Annotated in this window: 20 protein-coding genes; 6 read left to right on the forward strand and 14 right to left on the reverse strand. The window is 71.8% G+C overall.

Annotation, left to right across the window (positions count from 1 at the left end):
- Positions 1-5: 5 nt before the first annotated feature.
- Genes ITJ60_RS01735 through ITJ60_RS01750 form a run of 4 tightly spaced genes read right to left on the reverse strand, consistent with a single transcriptional unit; the run spans position 6 to position 1,680 of the window.
- The gene (locus ITJ60_RS01735; protein ID WP_194646517.1) at positions 6-314 is read right to left on the reverse strand and encodes a hypothetical protein; all 309 of its coding nucleotides are present in this window, start codon (positions 312-314) and stop codon (positions 6-8) included.
- Positions 311-949: a hypothetical protein gene (locus ITJ60_RS01740; RefSeq protein WP_194646518.1), complete on the reverse strand. Its 639-nt coding sequence runs from the start codon at positions 947-949 to the stop codon at positions 311-313. The genes ITJ60_RS01735 and ITJ60_RS01740 overlap by 4 nt, the downstream gene beginning before the upstream one ends.
- The gene (locus ITJ60_RS01745; RefSeq protein ID WP_194646520.1) at positions 946-1,500 is read right to left on the reverse strand and encodes an RNA polymerase sigma factor; all 555 of its coding nucleotides are present in this window, start codon (positions 1,498-1,500) and stop codon (positions 946-948) included. The genes ITJ60_RS01740 and ITJ60_RS01745 overlap by 4 nt, the downstream gene beginning before the upstream one ends.
- Positions 1,501-1,509: 9 nt before the next feature.
- The gene (locus ITJ60_RS01750; RefSeq protein WP_194646522.1) at positions 1,510-1,680 is read right to left on the reverse strand and encodes a hypothetical protein; all 171 of its coding nucleotides are present in this window, start codon (positions 1,678-1,680) and stop codon (positions 1,510-1,512) included.
- Positions 1,681-1,783: 103 nt separating this feature from the next.
- Between ITJ60_RS01750 and ITJ60_RS01755 the strand changes: the two genes are divergently transcribed.
- Entirely contained in the window at positions 1,784-2,431 is a 648-nt protein-coding gene (locus ITJ60_RS01755; RefSeq protein ID WP_194646524.1) for an MOSC domain-containing protein, read from the forward strand.
- Here ITJ60_RS01755 and ITJ60_RS01760 read toward each other — a convergent pair whose 3' ends face one another.
- Positions 2,432-2,806 (reverse strand): MmcQ/YjbR family DNA-binding protein, encoded by a 375-nt coding sequence (locus tag ITJ60_RS01760; protein WP_194646526.1) that lies wholly within the window; start codon positions 2,804-2,806, stop codon positions 2,432-2,434.
- Positions 2,807-2,961: 155 nt separating this feature from the next.
- Between ITJ60_RS01760 and ITJ60_RS01765 the strand changes: the two genes are divergently transcribed.
- Entirely contained in the window at positions 2,962-3,261 is a 300-nt protein-coding gene (locus ITJ60_RS01765; RefSeq protein WP_323749075.1) for an excalibur calcium-binding domain-containing protein, read from the forward strand.
- 72 nt (positions 3,262-3,333) lie between these two features.
- Here ITJ60_RS01765 and epsC read toward each other — a convergent pair whose 3' ends face one another.
- On the reverse strand, positions 3,334-3,918 hold the full coding sequence (gene epsC / locus ITJ60_RS01770; protein ID WP_323749076.1) for a serine O-acetyltransferase EpsC: 585 nt from the start codon (positions 3,916-3,918) through the stop codon (positions 3,334-3,336).
- Entirely contained in the window at positions 3,915-4,853 is a 939-nt protein-coding gene (cysK, locus tag ITJ60_RS01775) for a cysteine synthase A (protein ID WP_111084370.1), read from the reverse strand. Before cysK ends, epsC begins: the two co-directional genes overlap by 4 nt.
- 166 nt (positions 4,854-5,019) lie before the next feature.
- On the opposite strand from cysK, the gene ITJ60_RS01780 reads away from it, so the two are divergent.
- Positions 5,020-5,691 (forward strand): DUF899 family protein, encoded by a 672-nt coding sequence (locus ITJ60_RS01780; protein ID WP_194646530.1) that lies wholly within the window; start codon positions 5,020-5,022, stop codon positions 5,689-5,691.
- A 54-nt stretch (positions 5,692-5,745) separates the two neighbouring features.
- Here ITJ60_RS01780 and ITJ60_RS01785 read toward each other — a convergent pair whose 3' ends face one another.
- Positions 5,746-6,783: a dipeptidase gene (locus ITJ60_RS01785; RefSeq protein ID WP_194646532.1), complete on the reverse strand. Its 1,038-nt coding sequence runs from the start codon at positions 6,781-6,783 to the stop codon at positions 5,746-5,748.
- A gap of 44 nt (positions 6,784-6,827) precedes the next feature.
- On the opposite strand from ITJ60_RS01785, the gene ITJ60_RS01790 reads away from it, so the two are divergent.
- Both ITJ60_RS01790 and ITJ60_RS01795 read left to right on the forward strand, forming a co-directional pair.
- Positions 6,828-7,403 (forward strand): GNAT family N-acetyltransferase, encoded by a 576-nt coding sequence (locus ITJ60_RS01790; protein ID WP_194646534.1) that lies wholly within the window; start codon positions 6,828-6,830, stop codon positions 7,401-7,403.
- On the forward strand, positions 7,400-7,906 hold the full coding sequence (locus ITJ60_RS01795) for an SRPBCC family protein (RefSeq protein WP_194646536.1): 507 nt from the start codon (positions 7,400-7,402) through the stop codon (positions 7,904-7,906). The genes ITJ60_RS01790 and ITJ60_RS01795 overlap by 4 nt, the downstream gene beginning before the upstream one ends.
- Here the strand turns inward: ITJ60_RS01795 and ITJ60_RS01800 are convergent.
- Genes ITJ60_RS01800 through ITJ60_RS01825 form a run of 6 tightly spaced genes read right to left on the reverse strand, consistent with a single transcriptional unit; the run spans position 7,873 to position 15,035 of the window.
- Positions 7,873-8,706, reverse strand: a complete 834-nt coding sequence (locus tag ITJ60_RS01800; protein ID WP_111084374.1) for a MurR/RpiR family transcriptional regulator — start codon at positions 8,704-8,706, stop codon at positions 7,873-7,875. The two genes, ITJ60_RS01795 and ITJ60_RS01800, sit on opposite strands and share 34 nt — an antisense overlap.
- Complete coding sequence (locus tag ITJ60_RS01805) at positions 8,703-9,962, reverse strand: allantoate amidohydrolase (RefSeq protein ID WP_194646538.1); 1,260 nt, start codon at positions 9,960-9,962, stop codon at positions 8,703-8,705. Before ITJ60_RS01805 ends, ITJ60_RS01800 begins: the two co-directional genes overlap by 4 nt.
- Positions 9,959-11,191, reverse strand: a complete 1,233-nt coding sequence (locus ITJ60_RS01810; RefSeq protein WP_194646540.1) for a pyridoxal-phosphate-dependent aminotransferase family protein — start codon at positions 11,189-11,191, stop codon at positions 9,959-9,961. Before ITJ60_RS01810 ends, ITJ60_RS01805 begins: the two co-directional genes overlap by 4 nt.
- A gap of 43 nt (positions 11,192-11,234) precedes the next feature.
- Complete coding sequence (gene allB, locus ITJ60_RS01815; protein ID WP_194646542.1) at positions 11,235-12,659, reverse strand: allantoinase AllB; 1,425 nt, start codon at positions 12,657-12,659, stop codon at positions 11,235-11,237.
- A complete protein-coding gene (locus ITJ60_RS01820) occupies positions 12,656-13,420 on the reverse strand; it encodes an aspartate/glutamate racemase family protein (protein ID WP_194646543.1) in 765 nt (254 codons plus the stop codon). Before ITJ60_RS01820 ends, allB begins: the two co-directional genes overlap by 4 nt.
- 55 nt (positions 13,421-13,475) lie before the next feature.
- Complete coding sequence (locus ITJ60_RS01825) at positions 13,476-15,035, reverse strand: NCS1 family nucleobase:cation symporter-1 (RefSeq protein ID WP_194646545.1); 1,560 nt, start codon at positions 15,033-15,035, stop codon at positions 13,476-13,478.
- A gap of 173 nt (positions 15,036-15,208) precedes the next feature.
- Between ITJ60_RS01825 and ITJ60_RS01830 the strand changes: the two genes are divergently transcribed.
- Positions 15,209-15,964: an SGNH/GDSL hydrolase family protein gene (locus tag ITJ60_RS01830; protein ID WP_228509681.1), complete on the forward strand. Its 756-nt coding sequence runs from the start codon at positions 15,209-15,211 to the stop codon at positions 15,962-15,964.
- Positions 15,965-15,990 lie beyond the last annotated feature (26 nt).

Genomic DNA, 15,990 nt, shown 5'->3' on the forward strand with positions numbered 1-15,990 from the left:
CGGGTTCACCCCACCCGCGCGACCCGCACGTCGACCCGCGTGAGCGCCAGGCCGTGCGCCGACGCCGTCGTCAGGGCGACGTCGTGCACGGCGCGGGCGACCTCGGGCGCGGGGCGGTGTCCGTCGGTGCCGATGACGACCCGCAGGACGCCGTCGTCGACCACGATGCGTGCGGGGGTCGTGCTGGACGCCATGCCGCGGACGGCGCTGACCGTGCTGGCCACGGTCGGGCGGGCACGGTAGAGGTCGGTGACGCCGGGGACGTCGACCACGGCCTGTTCGACCGCGGCGAGGGTGTCGTCGGTGGTGCTCATCGGGTCCCCTCGGTGTCGGTCTCTGTGTCGGTGTCGGTGTGCGGGTCGTCGGCGTCGGGCTGCGGTTCGAGCAGGTCGCGGACCACCACGTCGATCGACTCGACGACCAGGTCGGTCTGCTCGGCGAGCGCCTGGGCGACCCCGGTGCGGACCAGGTCCGCCGTCGCGACGATCGACGGGCCGGACATGATCGCGACCTCGACGACGACCCGGACCGGTGCGGCGAGTTCGGTGACGTCGCCCTCGAGCCGGCACCGGGCGACGAGGACGCCGGGAACACCGTCGCCGGTCCGGCGGATGAGCGATCGGATCGCACCCTCGGTCATCACCGGGCGCTCCGACTCGGACTGCGCGCGGAGCGGGACGTCCCGTCCGGAGCGGGACTCCAACGAGATGTTGGCGAGCACGCCGCCGATCCACGACTCGTCGGCCGGGGCTTCGTCGCGGGCCGCGGCCTCGAGCGACCCGAGCGACGCGTGCCGCACCCGCAGGATCGCCGCGAGGGCGTTCTGGCACGCGGGTGAGCCGTCGATGGTGGGGTCCGGCGGCTGCATGCCGGCGTCCAGGTAGTCGGCGAGCTCGTCGATGGAGTGGCCGTCGAGGTCGTCGAGTTCGAGTGCGTCGAGGTCGCTCATCGCCATCCCTCCATGAGTCGGATCATGTTCTTCCTCGCTCGGGACAGGAGTCCGCGGACCGTCGACGGGGGCAGGTCGAGTTCTGCGGCGATGTCGTCGTAGCTGTACTCGAGCACCTCCTTCATGATCCAGCAGCGTCGTTGGGCTTCGGGCAGTTCGGCGAGCGCCGCCTCCGCCGCTTCCTCGCGAGAGCGGGCTTCGGCGACCCGGTCCGGGGCGTCGTCGGCGGGTGCGGCGACCTCGAGTTCGGTGACGTCGTCGTGGAACCGTCGGGCCCGGATGCGGTCCAGGCACTTCCGGCTGAGGATCCGCATCAGCCAAGACTTCACCTTGGCGTGGTCCTCGAGCCGGTCCAGGCGGTCCCACGCGGTGATGAAGGTCTCCTGCACGACGTCGTCGAGTTCGTCGGTCGATCCCAGGGTCCGACGGGCGTAGGCGCGCAGGAGCGGTGTGTAGCGGCGGATCAGGACCTCGAAGGCCCGGACGTCGCCATCGGACGACCGGCCGGCGAGGACCGCGTCGTCGAGCTCGGCGAGGGACTGGTGGTGCACGCTTTCCTTCTACTGGTGGTGGATGGTGTTCCGCTGGACGCGCTTGCGGACGGGGACGACCCGCAGCGGGCCGACCGGTCGGGAGCTGAGCGAACGGATCCGGACCTGCGCCAACCCGTGGGTCGGTGCGTGCCTGCCGTGTGAGGTCAGGCGGACGGCAACGATGTCGTCGTCGAGCATGGGAACTCCTCGGTCGGACCACCGGGCATGGTCCCTCATCGGTGTGACGCACCGAACCGGCGGATCGTCACACTTCTCGTCACACTTGCGCCAGAGTTGTGGCATGTCGCTCGTCACCGCCGTCTGCCGCGTCGACCGCCTGCTGCCCGACTCCGGCACGATCGGCGTCACCGCCATCGACAAGCGTCCGGTCGACGGGAGGGTCCGGGTCCGACCGCTCGGGCTGTACGCCGACGTCCAGGCCGACCGGAAGCACCACGGTGGCGAGGACCAGGCCGTGTACGCCTACGCCGACGAGGACGCCGAGTACTTCGCCGCCTCGCTGGACCGCGAGATCCCGCCGGGCCTGTTCGGCGAGAACCTGCGGACCACGGGCGTCGACGTCACCGGGGCCGTGACGGGCGAGCGGTGGCGCATCGGCGAGACGCTGGAGCTCGAGGTGACGATCCCCCGGATCCCGTGCGGCACGTTCGCGCGCCGGATGGGCGTCGACAAGTGGGTCCGGCGGTTCACCGAGGAAGGCCGTCCGGGCGCGTACCTGCGGGTCGTGAAGTCCGGCCCGGTGGCAGCAGGCGACCCGGTCGTCGTGACGTACCGGCCGGAGCACGGCGTGACGATCGGCGAGGTCTTCGCGGGGCTCACCCCCGAGCGTGCCCGTGCGGTGCTCGAGTCCGGGGAGCGACTCGCGCCGAAGGTCGTCCGCGACGTGTCGAAGGTGCTCGCCCGGTCCTCGGCAGCCGCCAGCTCCTGATCAGTCGCCGCGCGTCGGGTCGAGGGGCCGCTTCGCGCGGGGCAACCCGGCGACGACCAGGTCGTAGGCGTTCGCGACGAGGTCCTCGACCAGGGTCTCGTCGATGCCGTCGCCGGGAGCGAGCGTGATCCAGTGGCGCTTGTTCATGTGCCACCCCGGTGTGATCTCGGCGTGGTCGCGGACGAGTGCTGCCCCGTGCGGCGGCGCGCACTTCAGGTTGACGATCGGCACACCCCGGAGCTCGCTCGTCATCACGAACATCTTGTCGACGACCTTGTAGACGACGGCACCCTCGCCGAAGGGCTCGGTCTCGAACGCCGCGGGCAGGCCCATCGCGGTGCGACTCGCGATCTCGTGCAACTGCGCGCCGTCCATGCACCCAGCATGCCCCAGACGCCCGACACCGCGGCTCGCGGACCGGACCTGTTCGGGGGCATGTCATGAGCGTCGTTCACATCGTAGGATCAGCTCGCCGCGTACCCGACGCGGCGGTCGCTCCCGCGATCACCCACTCGTTCCAGGGGGAACCCGTGCGCATCATCCGTACCCTCGGCATCGCCGCCGCCACCGCAGTCCTCGCCACCACCGTCGTCGTCGGTGGGACCTCCACCGCGCAGGCCGCCCCGAAGACCTACGCCAACTGCACCGCGGTGCACAAGGTGTACTCGGGCGGCATCGCGAAGAAGTCCGTCACGAAGAACAAGGTCGTCTCCGGCGGCAAGACCACGACCCGTGCGCTCAAGGGCACGGTGAAGAAGGACGACGCCCTGTACAAGGCGAACGCGAAGCTCGACCGCGACAAGGACGGCATCGCCTGCGAGAAGAGCTGACGCGCTGACGCGCTGACGCGCTGGTGCACCGAAGCGCTGACCCTCGAACGCCCCGTCGACCCGGCGGGGCGTTCAAAGCGTCGGGACGCCCTCGTGCCCGGACCTCGGGCGGGCGACCCCGGCGACCCCGGTGACGACCGACCCCGCGGGGACGTCCTTCGTCACCACGGTGTTCGCACCCACGACGGAGTCCTGCCCGATGCTGATCGCCCCGATCAGGGACGATCCCGCGCCGAGCACGACGCGGTCGCCGACCACCGGGTGCCGTCGGGCTCCTGGGCCGTGGTCGCCACCGCGCCCGCCCAGGGTCACCCCGTGGAACAGCACGACATCGTCCCCGATCACCGCGGTCTCCCCGATCACGACGCCCATGCCGTGGTCGATGAAGAACCGTCGTCCGATGCGGGCGCCGGGGTGGATCTCGATGCCCGTCACCGATCGCGCTGCCTGGCCGATGACCCGTGCGACGAACCGCGATCCGGGCAGGCCCCGGGCGAGCCAGAGCCGGTGCGTCACGCGGTAGGTCCAGATGGCGTGCAGCCCGGAGTAGACGATCGCGTTCTCGAGGTCACCACGGGCGGCGGGGTCGCCGCGGCGTGCTGCGGCCAGGTCCTCCCGGACCGTCCGCAGCACGCCTCGTCGGACGGGACGACTCACGCAGTGAGTCCCTCGAAGAGCACCGTCGACAGGTAGCGCTCCCCGGTGTCGCAGACGATCGCGACGATGCGCTTGCCGGCGTTCTCGGGTCGTGCGGCGATCTCGAGTGCGGCGTGGATGATCGCACCGGACGAGATGCCGGCGAGGATGCCCTCGTCGGTCGCGAGCGCCCGCGCCACACGCAGGGCGTCGTCGAGCTCGACGTCGAACACCTCGTCGATGACGGACTGGTCGAGGACCTCGGGGATGAAGTTCGCACCGATGCCCGCGATCTTGTGCGGTCCGGCCTTGCCCTCGGTCAGGAGCGGGGAGTCCTTCGGCTCGACCGCGACGATCTGCACGCCGGGCACGCGCTCCTTGAGCACCTGGCCGACACCCGTGATCGTGCCACCGGTCCCGACGCCGGCGACGAACACGTCGACGTGCTCCTCGGTGTCGCGCAGGATCTCCTCAGCGGTGGTCTTCCGGTGGATCGCGGCGTTCGCGGCGGTCTCGAACTGGTGGGCGAGGATCGCGCCCGGCGTCTCGTCGACGATCGCGGCGGCGCGTTCGACCGCGCCCTTCATGCCCTCGGGACCGGGGGTGAGCACGATCTCGGCACCGTAGGCGCGCATCACCGCACGACGCTCGACGCTCATCGTCTCCGGCATCGTGATGATCACCTTGTACCCGCGGGCCGCACCGACGAGCGCGAGGGCGATGCCGGTGTTGCCCGACGACCCCTCGACGATGGTGCCGCCCGGCTGCAGGTCGCCGGACTGCTCGGCCGCGTCGATGATCGCGACGCCGAGGCGGTCCTTCACGCTGGCGCCGGGGTTGTAGAACTCGAGCTTGGCCAGCACCTCGGCGCCGCCCGCCTTCGGCAGCCGGTTCAGCTTGACGAGCGGGGTGTTGCCGAACGCCTGGGAGATGTTGTCGTAGATCGTGCCGCTCATCCGGTCCGTCCTCATCGGGTCAGGTCGCGCATCGCTCTTCCTGGAGGCGCGGTGTGCGCCCGATCCTAGCGACCGGACCCCAGGTGGTCCTGTCCACGGCGTCGGGCCCCCGTTGCCGTGTGGCCCACCTGGGCGTACGGTGCCGGGCAACGACGAGGAGGTCGCCATGTCCAAGCTGCAGCAACCCGAGGCCGCACCGCCCGTGGTCGATCGTGCCGCGTTCGACGAGGCACTCGCCACCCAGGTCCGCGACGAGAAGGAACTCACCCGGCACGGCGACCGGGTGTCCGCCGCCCGCCGCCGCCTCCCGATGGTCCAGGTGGAGGACTACGAGTTCCAGGGCGCCGACGGCCCGGTCCGGCTCTCGGAGCTGTTCGACGGCCACTACCTGCTCCTCGTGCAGAACGTGATGTTCGCGCCCGACTGGGACGACGGCTGCCCGAGCTGCACCTGGGCGGTGGACAACCTGCCGGCGAACACGGGCCGGCTCGACGACGAAGGGATCGCGTTCGCCATGGTCTCGCAGGCCCCGATCGAGAAGCTCGAGGGCTGGCGGGAGCTGCGCGGCTGGCCGCACCGGTGGGTGTCGTCGGGGGCCACGAGCTACCACGACGACTGGGGGTGGACCCTGCACCACGACGACTACGACGGTCCGGTGCCGGGCTACTCGTACTACCTGCTGCGCGACGGAGTGCCCTACCTGACGTACGCCACCGGATCGCGTGGGACCGAGGCCATCCTGCCGGTCGCGCACATCATGGACCGCACCACGTACGGCCGCCAGCAGGACTGGGAGGACAGCCCCGAGGGCTGGCCGCAGTACCCCACCTACGGTTGACTCCGGCGCTTTCGTTTCGATTGGTCAACAGGCTGTTGACCTATTGACGATGTCTCAGCGCACGAACGCCGTCCGCGCGAACCGCTCGTCGGTCGCCTCGAGGACCCGCAGCACGTTGCCCCCGGCGAGCGCCCGCAGGTCATCCGCTCCCCACCCGCGCCGCTGCAGCTCGGCGGCGAGCACCGGGTACCGGGACACGTCGCGCAGGTCCGGCGGCAGCACCGGGGTGCCGTCGTAGTCCCCGCCGAGGCCGATGTGTGCTGCGCCGGCGAGGTCGCGGGCGTGCTCGACGTGGTCCGCGACGTCCGACACCGCCACGAGCGGCGGTTCCCCCACCGAGCCGGCGTCCTCCCAGTCCGCCCAGTCGCGTGCGACGAACTTCGGCACGAACGTGATCATCACGATGCCGCCGTTGTCCGACAACCGGGCGAGCACGTCGTCCGGCACGTTCCGCGGGTGGTCGTCGACCGCGACGGTGGACGAGTGGCTGAAGACGACGGGCTGCGTGGCGACGTCGAGGGTGTCCCGCATGGTCGCCGGTGCGGTGTGGGACAGGTCGACGAGCATGCCGATCCGCTCCATCTCGGCCACCACCTGGCGGCCGCGGTCGGTCAGCCCGCCGTGCGGACGCGAGCCCGTCGCCGAGTCGGCCCAGGGGGTGTCGTCGTTGTGCGTGAGCGTCATGTACCGGACGCCGAGTCGGGCGAAGTCGCGGAGCACCGCCAGGTCGTCGCCGATGGAGTGCCCGCCCTCGGCGCCGAGCAGCGACGCGATCCGGCCGGACTCGACCGCCGCCCGGACCTCGGTCGCCGTCCGGGCCAGTGCGAGCGACTCCGGGTACCGCTCGATGATCCGGTGCGCCAGGTCGATCTGCTGCAGCGTCGTCCGCACGGGGTCCGGTTCGTCGACGGGCACGAAGACCGACCAGAACTGGCCGACGACCCCACCGGCGCGGAGCTTCGGCAGGTCGGTGTGCAGCGAGTCGACCTCGGTGTCGATGCCCTCGACCCCGGAGTCGTGGGTCTCGCGGCGCTCCCAGGGCAGGTCGTTGTGGCCGTCGATGACCGGGAACGGGATCGCGTCGAACGTCATGCTCCCGACGGTACCGCGCACGTCCCCGTGGCTAGGCTCGGTCCGTGGACCCCGTCACCCTCCGGACCGATCGCCTGGTGCTCTCCGTGCCGGTGCCCGCCGACACCGAGGACGTCATCGCCTACGCGAACGACCCGGACGTCGTCGCGTTCATTGCGATGCCCGAGCCGTACGGGCACGCCGAGGCGCACCAGTGGCTCACCGCGGTGGTGCAGGAGGGCTGGGCAACGGACACCCGCTACGAGTTCGGTATCCGTCGCGCCGGTGACCCGCGCCTGCTCGGCACGGTCGGGCTCTTCGGCATCGACGGTGGCGGTGCCGAGATCGGGTACGCGACGCACCCGGACGCCCGTGGTCAGGGCCTGGTGACCGAAGCCGCCGAGCGGGTGCTGCAGTGGGCGTTCGCGCCGGCTCCGCAGGGACTCGGACTCGTCCGGGTGCAGTGGCGGGCGAAGGCCGAGAACACCGGCTCGATCGCGGTGGCCCGGCGACTGGGCATGCGGTACGAAGGCCGACGGCGCTCGGCGGTCCTGCACCACGGCGTCCGGCACGACGAACTGCTCGCCGCGGTGCTCGTCGACGACGACCGCTCGGCCGGGACGGACTGGCCCGCGTCGTGACGGTGACGTTCCGCGTGGTGACCGAGCTCGCGACACCACCCGAGCGCGCGTTCGCGCTGTCGCTCGACATCGGCGCGCACGAGCGGTCGATGGCCGCGACCGACGAGCGCGCCGTCGCCGGCACGACGTCCGGCACGATCGGCCTGGGCGAGTCCGTCACCTGGCGTGCGCGGCACTTCGGGATCGTCTGGCGGATGACGAGTCGGATCACTGCTCTGGAGGCTCCACACCGGTTCGTCGACGAACAGGTGCGTGGGCCGTTCGCCCGCTTCCACCACGAGCACCGGTTCGAGCCGTCGGCCGGCGGCACGCGCATGGTCGACACCATCACGTTCCGCGCACCGTTCGGCCCGCTCGGTCGTCTGGCCGAGGTCGTCGCTCTCGAGCGCTACCTGCCGCGGCTCATCCGTGAGCGCAACGCGTCGCTCGCCACCGAGCTGCACGCCGACGGCCGCGACGGCCGCGACGGTCAGGGCGCTGCGAGCTCCCCCAGCGCGTCGTAGGCACTCGCCACCGCGTCGACCCGCGCGCGGCCGGCCGGTCCCGAGGCTTCGTACACGTCGTTCGCGATGGCCGCGACGACCGCGAACAGGGCCGCCATCGAGTCGAACGCCGCCGGCGAGTCGACCGGGCACAGGATCGCGGTGTTCGCCGGTGCCGCGATGACGGCTGCGGTCGGGTCGCCCAGCACGACGACGTCGGCGCCGGTCGACACGCAGTGCCGCACGATCCGGTCGACCCCGGCCGTGTGCCGACGCACGGTCACCAGGACCACGAGGTCACGGCGGTCGAGGTCGGCGACCTCTTCGCCGAGCCGCTGTCCCGGTGCCGGACCGACCCGGACGTCGGAGCGGACCTGGGCGAGCTGCGCGCGGAGCTGCAGCGCCACCGGGTAGGCGCCGCGCTCCCCGAACACGAGCACGCGACGGGCGCGGACGATGCGGCGCGCGAGTCGCGGACGATCGGCACGGGCCAGCGAGGCGAAGGCCGCGTCGAGGTTGCGGGCCTCGACGGCGCGCTGGTCGACGTGGGCGGCGTCCTCCGCCACCCACGGCAGACCGGAGCCGCGTGCGGACATCAGGTTCTGCCGGACCTCGGCCGCGTCCTGGAAGCCGAGCGACCGGACGAGTCGGGACACCGTGGCCTTCGACGTGCCCGACTCGGCGGCGAGTTCGGCCGAGGTGCCGACGAGCAGGAGTTCCGGGTCGTGCCGGACCATCGCGGCGACGCGGCGTTCGGCGGGCGAGAGCTGCTCCCAGACGGAGTCGATGCGGGCGCGGACGTCCGGTCCGGCGGTGCTCATGCCCGGGCCACCCGCTCCACCGCGACGGCGAGCGCGTCGAGCCCGAGCGCGATGTCGGGCGTCGAGACGAACTCGTCCGGGTGGTGGCTGATGCCGTCCGGGTTGCGCAGGAACAGCATCGCGACGTCGGTGACGAGCCCGAGCGACATGGCGTCGTGTCCAGCTCGCGAGAACAGCTCCATCGGCGCGGCCTCGCCCGTCGACTCGATGCCGGCACGGACAGCGTCCATCAGCCGCGGCGCGCAGAACACCGCCGGCGCCCGGTGCACCTCGGTCGGCGTGACGCTGACCCCGCGTCGTTCCCCGATCACCGTGAACGCCTTCGTGAGCTCGTCCCAGACCGCGTCGCGGCCGTCGTCGAACTCGCCGCGCAGGTCCACCGAGAACCGCGCGAGCCCGGGGACCACGTTCACCGCGCCCGGTTCGACGGTCATCGTGCCGACGGTGCCGACGTGGTGCGACGCGCGGCAGATGCGTTCGACGGCGAGGGCCGCCTCGGCCGCGGCGAGCAGCGCGTCGTGGCGGCGCTCGTAGGGGGTCCCGCCCGCGTGCCGGGCCTCGCCGACGGCCTCGACCGAGAAGCGTCGGGCGCTCGCGATGCTCGTGACGACGCCGAGCGCCTGACCGGCCTGCTCGAGGTACGGACCCTGTTCGATGTGCGCCTCGAGGTACCCGGCGAGCGTCGTCGGGTCGACCGCTGCGTCACCCACCCGGGCCGGGTCGATCCCGAACCGGGTGAAGGCCTCGCGCAGGGTGACGCCGTCGCCGTCCGCCAGGTCCCACCAGGACTCGTCCCACACCCCGGCGACGGCGGACGACCCGAGCAGGGCCTTGCCGAAGCGGGTCCCCTCTTCGTCGGAGAACGCGATGACCTCGAGCGCGACGGGCAGCGGTCCCGCGGCCGTCAGTCGCGCAGCAGTGCGGATGGCCATCAGGACCCCGACGATCCCGTCGTAGCGGCCGGCGTCCACCACGGTGTCGAGGTGCGAGCCGAGCAGCAGCACGGGGGCGTCGGGGGCCGCACCGTCGACCCGTCCGTGCAGGTTGCCGGCGGCGTCCTGCCAGGTGGTGAGTCCGGCGTCCTGCATCCACCCGGCGACGATCCCGTTGACGCGGGCGTGCTCGGGCGACAGGTACACGCGGGTGATCCGACCGGTCTCCTCGGTGACCAGGGCCAGCTCGTCGCACCAGCGCGCCACGAGCTCGGCGTCGGCGGTACCCAGGGCGGTGGCGGTCACGACCGGGGCCGCGCTCACGCCAGCACCCCGACCGGCGCACCGGAGAAGACGTCGAGGGCCGCGTCGACCCCACCGCCGTGCGGGACGGCGTGCCCCGCCCGGCGGAGCGCGTGCTCGAGGGCGGCGAGGGTCGTCACGACGGTGTCCTTGCGGGCGTTGTAGCCCATGGTGCCGATGCGCCAGACCTTGCCGTGGAGCGGTCCGAACGAGGTACCGATCTCGATGCCGTGGTCGTCGAGCATCGAACCACGGACCTGGTCGCCGACGACGTCGGACGGGATCTCCACGGCGACGACGTTGTGCATCTTGTGTGCGACGTCACCGAACACCCCGAGCCCGAGCGCCTGGACGCCCTGCAGCATCGCGCGGCCCGCGAGTTCGTGCCGAGCGATCGCCTGCGCGCGCCCTTCGTCGAGCAGGATGCGGGCGCACTCGTTGGCGGCGTAGAGCATCGACGCGGCCTCGGTGTGGTGGTTCAGCCGCCGCGGACCCCAGTAGTCGAGGATCATCGCGAGGTCGAGGTAGTTCGAGCGGATCGGCTCGTCGGCGACGTCGTCGCCGGGTTCGCGGATGCCCGCCTCGACACTGCGGCGCTCGTCGAGCACGGCGGTCGCACGCGGCGAGACGGTGACGGGTGCGCTGCCCGAGGGGCCGCCGAGGCACTTCTGCAGGCCGGCGCTGACGGCGTCAATGCCCCACGCGTCGACCTCGAGCGGGTTGCCGCCGACGGTCGCCGTGGCGTCGGTGTAGAACAGCACGCCGTGCCGCTCGCAGATCGCGCCCAGTTCGTCGAGCGGCTGGTTCATCGTGGTGGAGGTGTCGCCCTGCACGATCGCCAGCACCTTCGGCCGGACGCGGACGATGGCGTCCTCGATCGCGGACGGCGTGAACACCTGCCCCCACGCGGTCTCGATGGTGTGGACCTCGGCACCGGCACGGCCGGCGATCTCGGCGAGCAGGTGCCCGAACCGACCGAACACCGGCACGAGCACGCGGTCTCCGGGTGCGAGGAGCGAGACGAGCACCGCTTCGATCCCGGCGCGCGAGGTGCCGTCGACGAGCACGGTGGCGTCGTTCGTGGTGCCGAACACACCGCGGTAGAGCTCCTGGGTGTCGTTCATGGCGGAGGTCATCCACGGGTCGTACTGCCCGACGAGCGGGGTCGACAGGGCGCGGAGCACACGCGGGTCGGCGGTGATCGGGCCGGGGCCCATGAGGAGGCGGGCTGGCGGGTTCACGGGGTGCATGGTTGGTCCTTCCGTTCCAGTCACGAGCGTACCGGAACGATCGTTACAGACGTGTTTCGGCGACCCGGGCTCCCGCGGTCGCGGGCGCAGCGACGAGCTGCCCCTCGACGGCGGTGACGCCGGACGCGGTGGACGCCACCACGCGCCCGCGCAGCCAGGTCTCGGTCACGCGGCCACGGGCCTCCAGGCCGGCGAACGCGGAGACCGGGTTGCGGTGTGCGAGGCCGGCCACGTCGATGACCGCCGTGGCGGACGGGTCGAACACGGCGAAGTGGGCCAGCGCGCCGGGGGCGATGACCCCGCGATCGGCAAAGCCGACGAGTGCTGCCGGACCGGTCGTGAACAGCGGCAGCAGGGCCTCGAGCGGGACGCCGCGGCGGAGGGCCTCGGTCCAGACGGCCCGGAAGCCGACCTGCAGGCCGGCGATCCCGCCCCAGGCGAGTCCCCAGTCGTCGACCTTGAGGTCGGCGGTCGACGGCGAGTGGTCCGACACGATCATGTCGATCGTGCCGTCGAGCACACCGGCCCACAGGGCGTCGCGGTTCGCGTCGTCACGGATCGGTGGGCAGCACTTGTACTCGGTCGCGCCGTCGGGGATCGACCCCGCTTCGAACGACAGGTAGTGCGGGCAGGTCTCGACCGTGACCCGGACGCCGTCGTCCTTCGCGGCGCGGATCATCGGGATCGCTCCGGCGTCGGACAGGTGCAGGATGTGCACCCGCGCGCCGGTGGCCCGTGCGCCGTCGATGACCCGCGCGATGGCGGACCGCTCGGCGTCGACCGGCCGGGTGGCGAGGAAGTCCTCGTAGTGCCCGCCGAGCGCGGCGTGGTCGACCAGGAACTCGGGGTCCTCGGCGTGCACGATGAGCAGGGCGTCGATCCGGGCGACCTCCTCGATCGCGGCGCGCAGTTGGTCGGCGTCCAGGTGCGGGAACTCGTCGACCCCGGACGGCGCGGTGAAGCACTTGAACCCGAAGACGCCCGCGTCGTGCAGTGCGCCGAGCGAGCCGGCGTTGTCGGGGACCGCCCCGCCCCAGAACCCGACGTCGACGGCGACCCGCCCCTCGGCACTCGCCCGCTTCACGGCGAGCGCCTCGACCGTCGTCGTGGCGGGGATCGAGTTGAGCGGCATGTCGATGATGGTCGTGACCCCGCCGAGGGCGGCGGCCCGGGTCGCGGACGCGAAGCCCTCCCACTCGGTGCGTCCGGGTTCGTTGACGTGCACGTGGGTGTCGACGAGGCCGGGCAGCAGGACCTGGTCGTCCGGCACGGTGCGGTCGTCGAGCGTCCGGACCACGGCGTCGACCGGCAGGACGCCGTCGACGCGGCCGTCGCGCACGACGACCGCTGCGGGCCGGAAGGCTCCGTCGATCCAGGCGCGGTCTGCGCGCAGGACGAGGTCCGCGACGGTGTCGGTGTCGACGTCGGTGCGGGTCCCGGTGCTGCCGTCGGCCGGGAGGCCCGTCATGCGCCCGCCCCGACCGTCGCGGCCGCCGCCGGCTGGCGTTCGAAGCCCCCCAGCAGACCCGACATCGCCTTCGTCGGCGGGGCGGCGTACTCGCCGTGCTTCCCCGTCGAGAGCCCGAGCCGGACGAGCGACTCGGCGAGCACGGTCGCCGCGGCGACGCCGTCGACGACCGGTGCCCCGATCGCCCGCGAGACCTCGGCGCAGAAGTCCGCCATCCCCGCGCAGCCGAGCACGACCGCGTCGGCTCCGCCGGCGATGACGGCCCGGCACTCCTCGATCACCAGGGCGCGTGCGCCCGAAGCGGGGTCGTCGAGCTCGAGCACCGCGACCTCGCACGCCCGGATCTCGGTGACGAGCGACGCGAAGCCGTAGCGCTCGGCGAGCTCGTGGGCCCGTCCGGTCGTCCGCGCCAGGGTCGTCACGACGCCGAACCGGCGCCCGAGCATCGCCGCTGCGTGGAAGCCCGCCTCGGCGATCCCGATGACCGGCCCGGCGGCGAGCTCCCGTGCGGCGTCGAGGCCCGGGTCACCGAAGCAGGCGACGACGTAGGCGTCCACGCCGTCCTGCTCCCCGAGCGCGATCTGCTCGAGGAGCCCCGGCACCGCGAGCGCCTCTTCGTAGTGGCTCTCGATCGACGCCGGGCCCATCGTGGGGTTCACCGCCTCGACGATGGTTCCCGGGCCGGCGACCGCGGTGGCGGCGACGCCGATCGAGCGGGTCATCGAGGCGGTGGTGTTCGGGTTGACGACGCGGATGCGCATCGGGGTCCTTCCGGTGGTGCGGGCGGTGCGGGTGTCGCTGGTGGTGCGGGGCGTGTCAGGCTCGCCCGACGGCGGCGCCGTCGTCGACCGTCGGGTCGTCCGAAGCGAGCTCCGGCATGCTCGGCCGGACCCGCTCGAGGCCCCAGAAGACCACGAGTCCCAGGCCGCAGCCGATGAACCAGCTGTAGTTGTTCAGCCCCGGCAGGATCCCGAGCGCGGGCGGCAGGACCGCACTGGCGACCGAGACCACGCCGGTGACGACGAGGGTACCGATGGCGTTCGGGTTGAAGCCGCCGCGGTACCAGTACCGGGCCGAGGTGTCCTTCGTGTACATGTCGTCGACGGCGATGCGCTGCTTCCCGACGATGTAGTAGCCGGCGATCAGGATGCCGAACAGCGGGCCGATGAGGGCACCGAGCACCCCGAGCGTGTACAGGATGGCCTGGTCGTTGCCGTACCAGTTCCACGGGGTCAGCAGCACGGAGCCGACCGCGGCGATCATGCCGCCGGCTCGCCACGAGATCCTGCGCGGCGCGACGTTCGAGAAGTCGAACGCGGGGCTGATGAAGTTCGCGACGATGTTGATGCCGACCGTCGCCGTCACGAAGGTCAGGCCGCCGAGCAGGATCGCGAACGGGGCGCCGATCGCCTGCACGGTCTCGATCGGGTCGGTGATGAGCTTGCCGAACACCGGCACGGTCGCACTCGCGCACAGCACGGTGAGCACCGAGAAGAACAGGAAGTTGATCGGCAGGCCCCAGAAGTTGCCCCGCTTGACCGCCGCGAAGGACCTGCCGTAGCGCGAGAAGTCACCGAAGTTGAGCATCGGGCCGGAGAAGTAGCTGACCACCAGGGCGACCGCGGAGAGCATGACCGGGATCGACGCACCGAACGAGAGCGGCTCCCCCACCGACAGCGTGAACGAGATGTTGCCGATGCCGGCCTGGCTGACGAGGTAGATCGCCAGCGCGATCATCACGACGTACACCGCCGGGCCCGCCCAGTCGATGAACTTCTTGATGGCCTCCATGCCCATCCAGAACAGGGCCCCCTGCGCGACCCACAGGATGGCGTACGAGATCCACCCGAGCGCCGACAGCCCCAGGAACGAGTGGTCGAGCAGCCCGGCCGAGGCGGGGATGAACTTCAGGAAGATGATGTTGAGCGACTGCGCGGCGAGGAACGTCTGCACGCCGTACCAGGCCATCGCGATCAGCCCGCGGATGATCGCGGGCACGTTCGCCCCGAGCACCCCGAACACCGCACGGTTGATGACCGGGTAGGGCACGCCGGTGCGCTGCGACGGCTTGGCGACGAGGTTGGCGAAGACCTGCACGATCAGGATGCCGACCACCAGGGCGATGAGCACCTGCCAGCTCGCGATGCCGAGTGCGAAGAGCGACCCGGCGGTGACGTAGCCGCCGACCGAGTGCACGTCGGACATCCAGAAGGCGAAGAAGTTGTAGCTCGTCCAGCTCTGCTTGCGCAGCGGGGCGAGGTCCTCGTTCGTGAGCGCCGGGTCGTACCCGGGCTTGACGACGCCGGCACCAGCGGGTGCGGCGGTCGTGGTGGGGGCGTGGGGCGCTGCGACGGGTGTCACGAGATCGGTAGCCATGGCGTCCTCCGAGGGAGTGGGGTGGGGAGGCGGTGATCGCCTCCACCACAGAAGCTAGGGAGCCTCTTCGCGCCCGCCGTTTCCCTCGTGTAACGGTCGTGTGTCGTGAGTGCTCTCCTGAAACGCTCGTTCCACACCAGAACGTGCACAGACATGTGCACGATGATGGCCGCATGCCCGACACCATCCGTTACGTCGCGATCGGCGACAGCTTCTCGGAGGGCATCGGCGACGCCGGCGCCGTACCGTTCCCCGGCTGGACCGGTCGACTCGCGAGCGGCATGGCCCGTGCGCACGACGCAGACGTCCGGTACGCCAACCTCGCGGTCCGTGGGCGCCTGCTCGCCGGGGTCCTCGGAGAGCAACTCGACGCTGCACTGGCGCTCGACCCCACCCCGACGCTCATCACCTTCTGCGCCGGCGGCAACGACCTGCTGCGGCCACGGTTCGACGCCCACGCCCTCATCGAACCGCTCGAAGCGGCGGTCGCCACGGTCCTGGGCCGCGGGGTCCGGCTGGCACTGCTGAGCCCCGCCGACCCGAGCGCACGGCTCCCCCTCGGACGCCTCATCAACGCGCGCGGCGACGCCTGGGCGGACGCCCTCGCCGACCTCGCCGACCGGTACGACCTGCCCTTCGTCGACGTGTCCCGTGATCCGCACCTGCGCCGTGCCGAGTTCTGGTCCGACGACCGACTGCACATGAACGCGACCGGCCACCAACGCGTCGCCGACCTCGCCCTGCACGCGATCGAGGACGGACCGGCACCGATCGAGCCGGCGTCCGAACAGACCGGTCGCACCCGACTCTCCGAGGAACTCCGCTACTACCGCGAGCACGTCCTGCCGTGGGTGCAGCGTCGTGTGACCCGACGGTCCTCGGGCGACGGACGCTCGGCAACCTACCCGGCGTGGACCCCCGTCGACTGATCACGCACGATCGCGGCGGTTCTCCG

Source organism: Curtobacterium sp. VKM Ac-2884 (genome assembly GCF_015350945.1).
Lineage (GTDB): Bacteria > Actinomycetota > Actinomycetes > Actinomycetales > Microbacteriaceae > Curtobacterium.

What these genes read in the sequence shown, in the direction of transcription:
- ITJ60_RS01755 (WP_194646524.1), top strand. Translation starts at nt 1,784, where the DNA reads ATGTCGCTCGTCACCGCCGTCTGCCGCGTCGACCGCCTGCTGCCCGAC.
- ITJ60_RS01820 (WP_194646543.1), bottom strand. Translation starts at nt 13,420, where the DNA reads ATGCGCATCCGCGTCGTCAACCCGAACACCACCGCCTCGATGACCCGC.
- ITJ60_RS01800 (WP_111084374.1), bottom strand. Translation starts at nt 8,706, where the DNA reads ATGAGCACCGCCGGACCGGACGTCCGCGCCCGCATCGACTCCGTCTGG.
- ITJ60_RS01825 (WP_194646545.1), bottom strand. Translation starts at nt 15,035, where the DNA reads ATGGCTACCGATCTCGTGACACCCGTCGCAGCGCCCCACGCCCCCACC.
- allB (WP_194646542.1), bottom strand. Translation starts at nt 12,659, where the DNA reads ATGACGGGCCTCCCGGCCGACGGCAGCACCGGGACCCGCACCGACGTC.
- ITJ60_RS01785 (WP_194646532.1), bottom strand. Translation starts at nt 6,783, where the DNA reads ATGACGTTCGACGCGATCCCGTTCCCGGTCATCGACGGCCACAACGAC.
- ITJ60_RS01735 (WP_194646517.1), bottom strand. Translation starts at nt 314, where the DNA reads ATGAGCACCACCGACGACACCCTCGCCGCGGTCGAACAGGCCGTGGTC.
- ITJ60_RS01740 (WP_194646518.1), bottom strand. Translation starts at nt 949, where the DNA reads ATGAGCGACCTCGACGCACTCGAACTCGACGACCTCGACGGCCACTCC.
- ITJ60_RS01750 (WP_194646522.1), bottom strand. Translation starts at nt 1,680, where the DNA reads ATGCTCGACGACGACATCGTTGCCGTCCGCCTGACCTCACACGGCAGG.
- ITJ60_RS01810 (WP_194646540.1), bottom strand. Translation starts at nt 11,191, where the DNA reads ATGCACCCCGTGAACCCGCCAGCCCGCCTCCTCATGGGCCCCGGCCCG.
- ITJ60_RS01760 (WP_194646526.1), bottom strand. Translation starts at nt 2,806, where the DNA reads ATGGACGGCGCGCAGTTGCACGAGATCGCGAGTCGCACCGCGATGGGC.
- cysK (WP_111084370.1), bottom strand. Translation starts at nt 4,853, where the DNA reads ATGAGCGGCACGATCTACGACAACATCTCCCAGGCGTTCGGCAACACC.
- ITJ60_RS01830 (WP_228509681.1), top strand. Translation starts at nt 15,209, where the DNA reads ATGCCCGACACCATCCGTTACGTCGCGATCGGCGACAGCTTCTCGGAG.
- ITJ60_RS01780 (WP_194646530.1), top strand. Translation starts at nt 5,020, where the DNA reads ATGTCCAAGCTGCAGCAACCCGAGGCCGCACCGCCCGTGGTCGATCGT.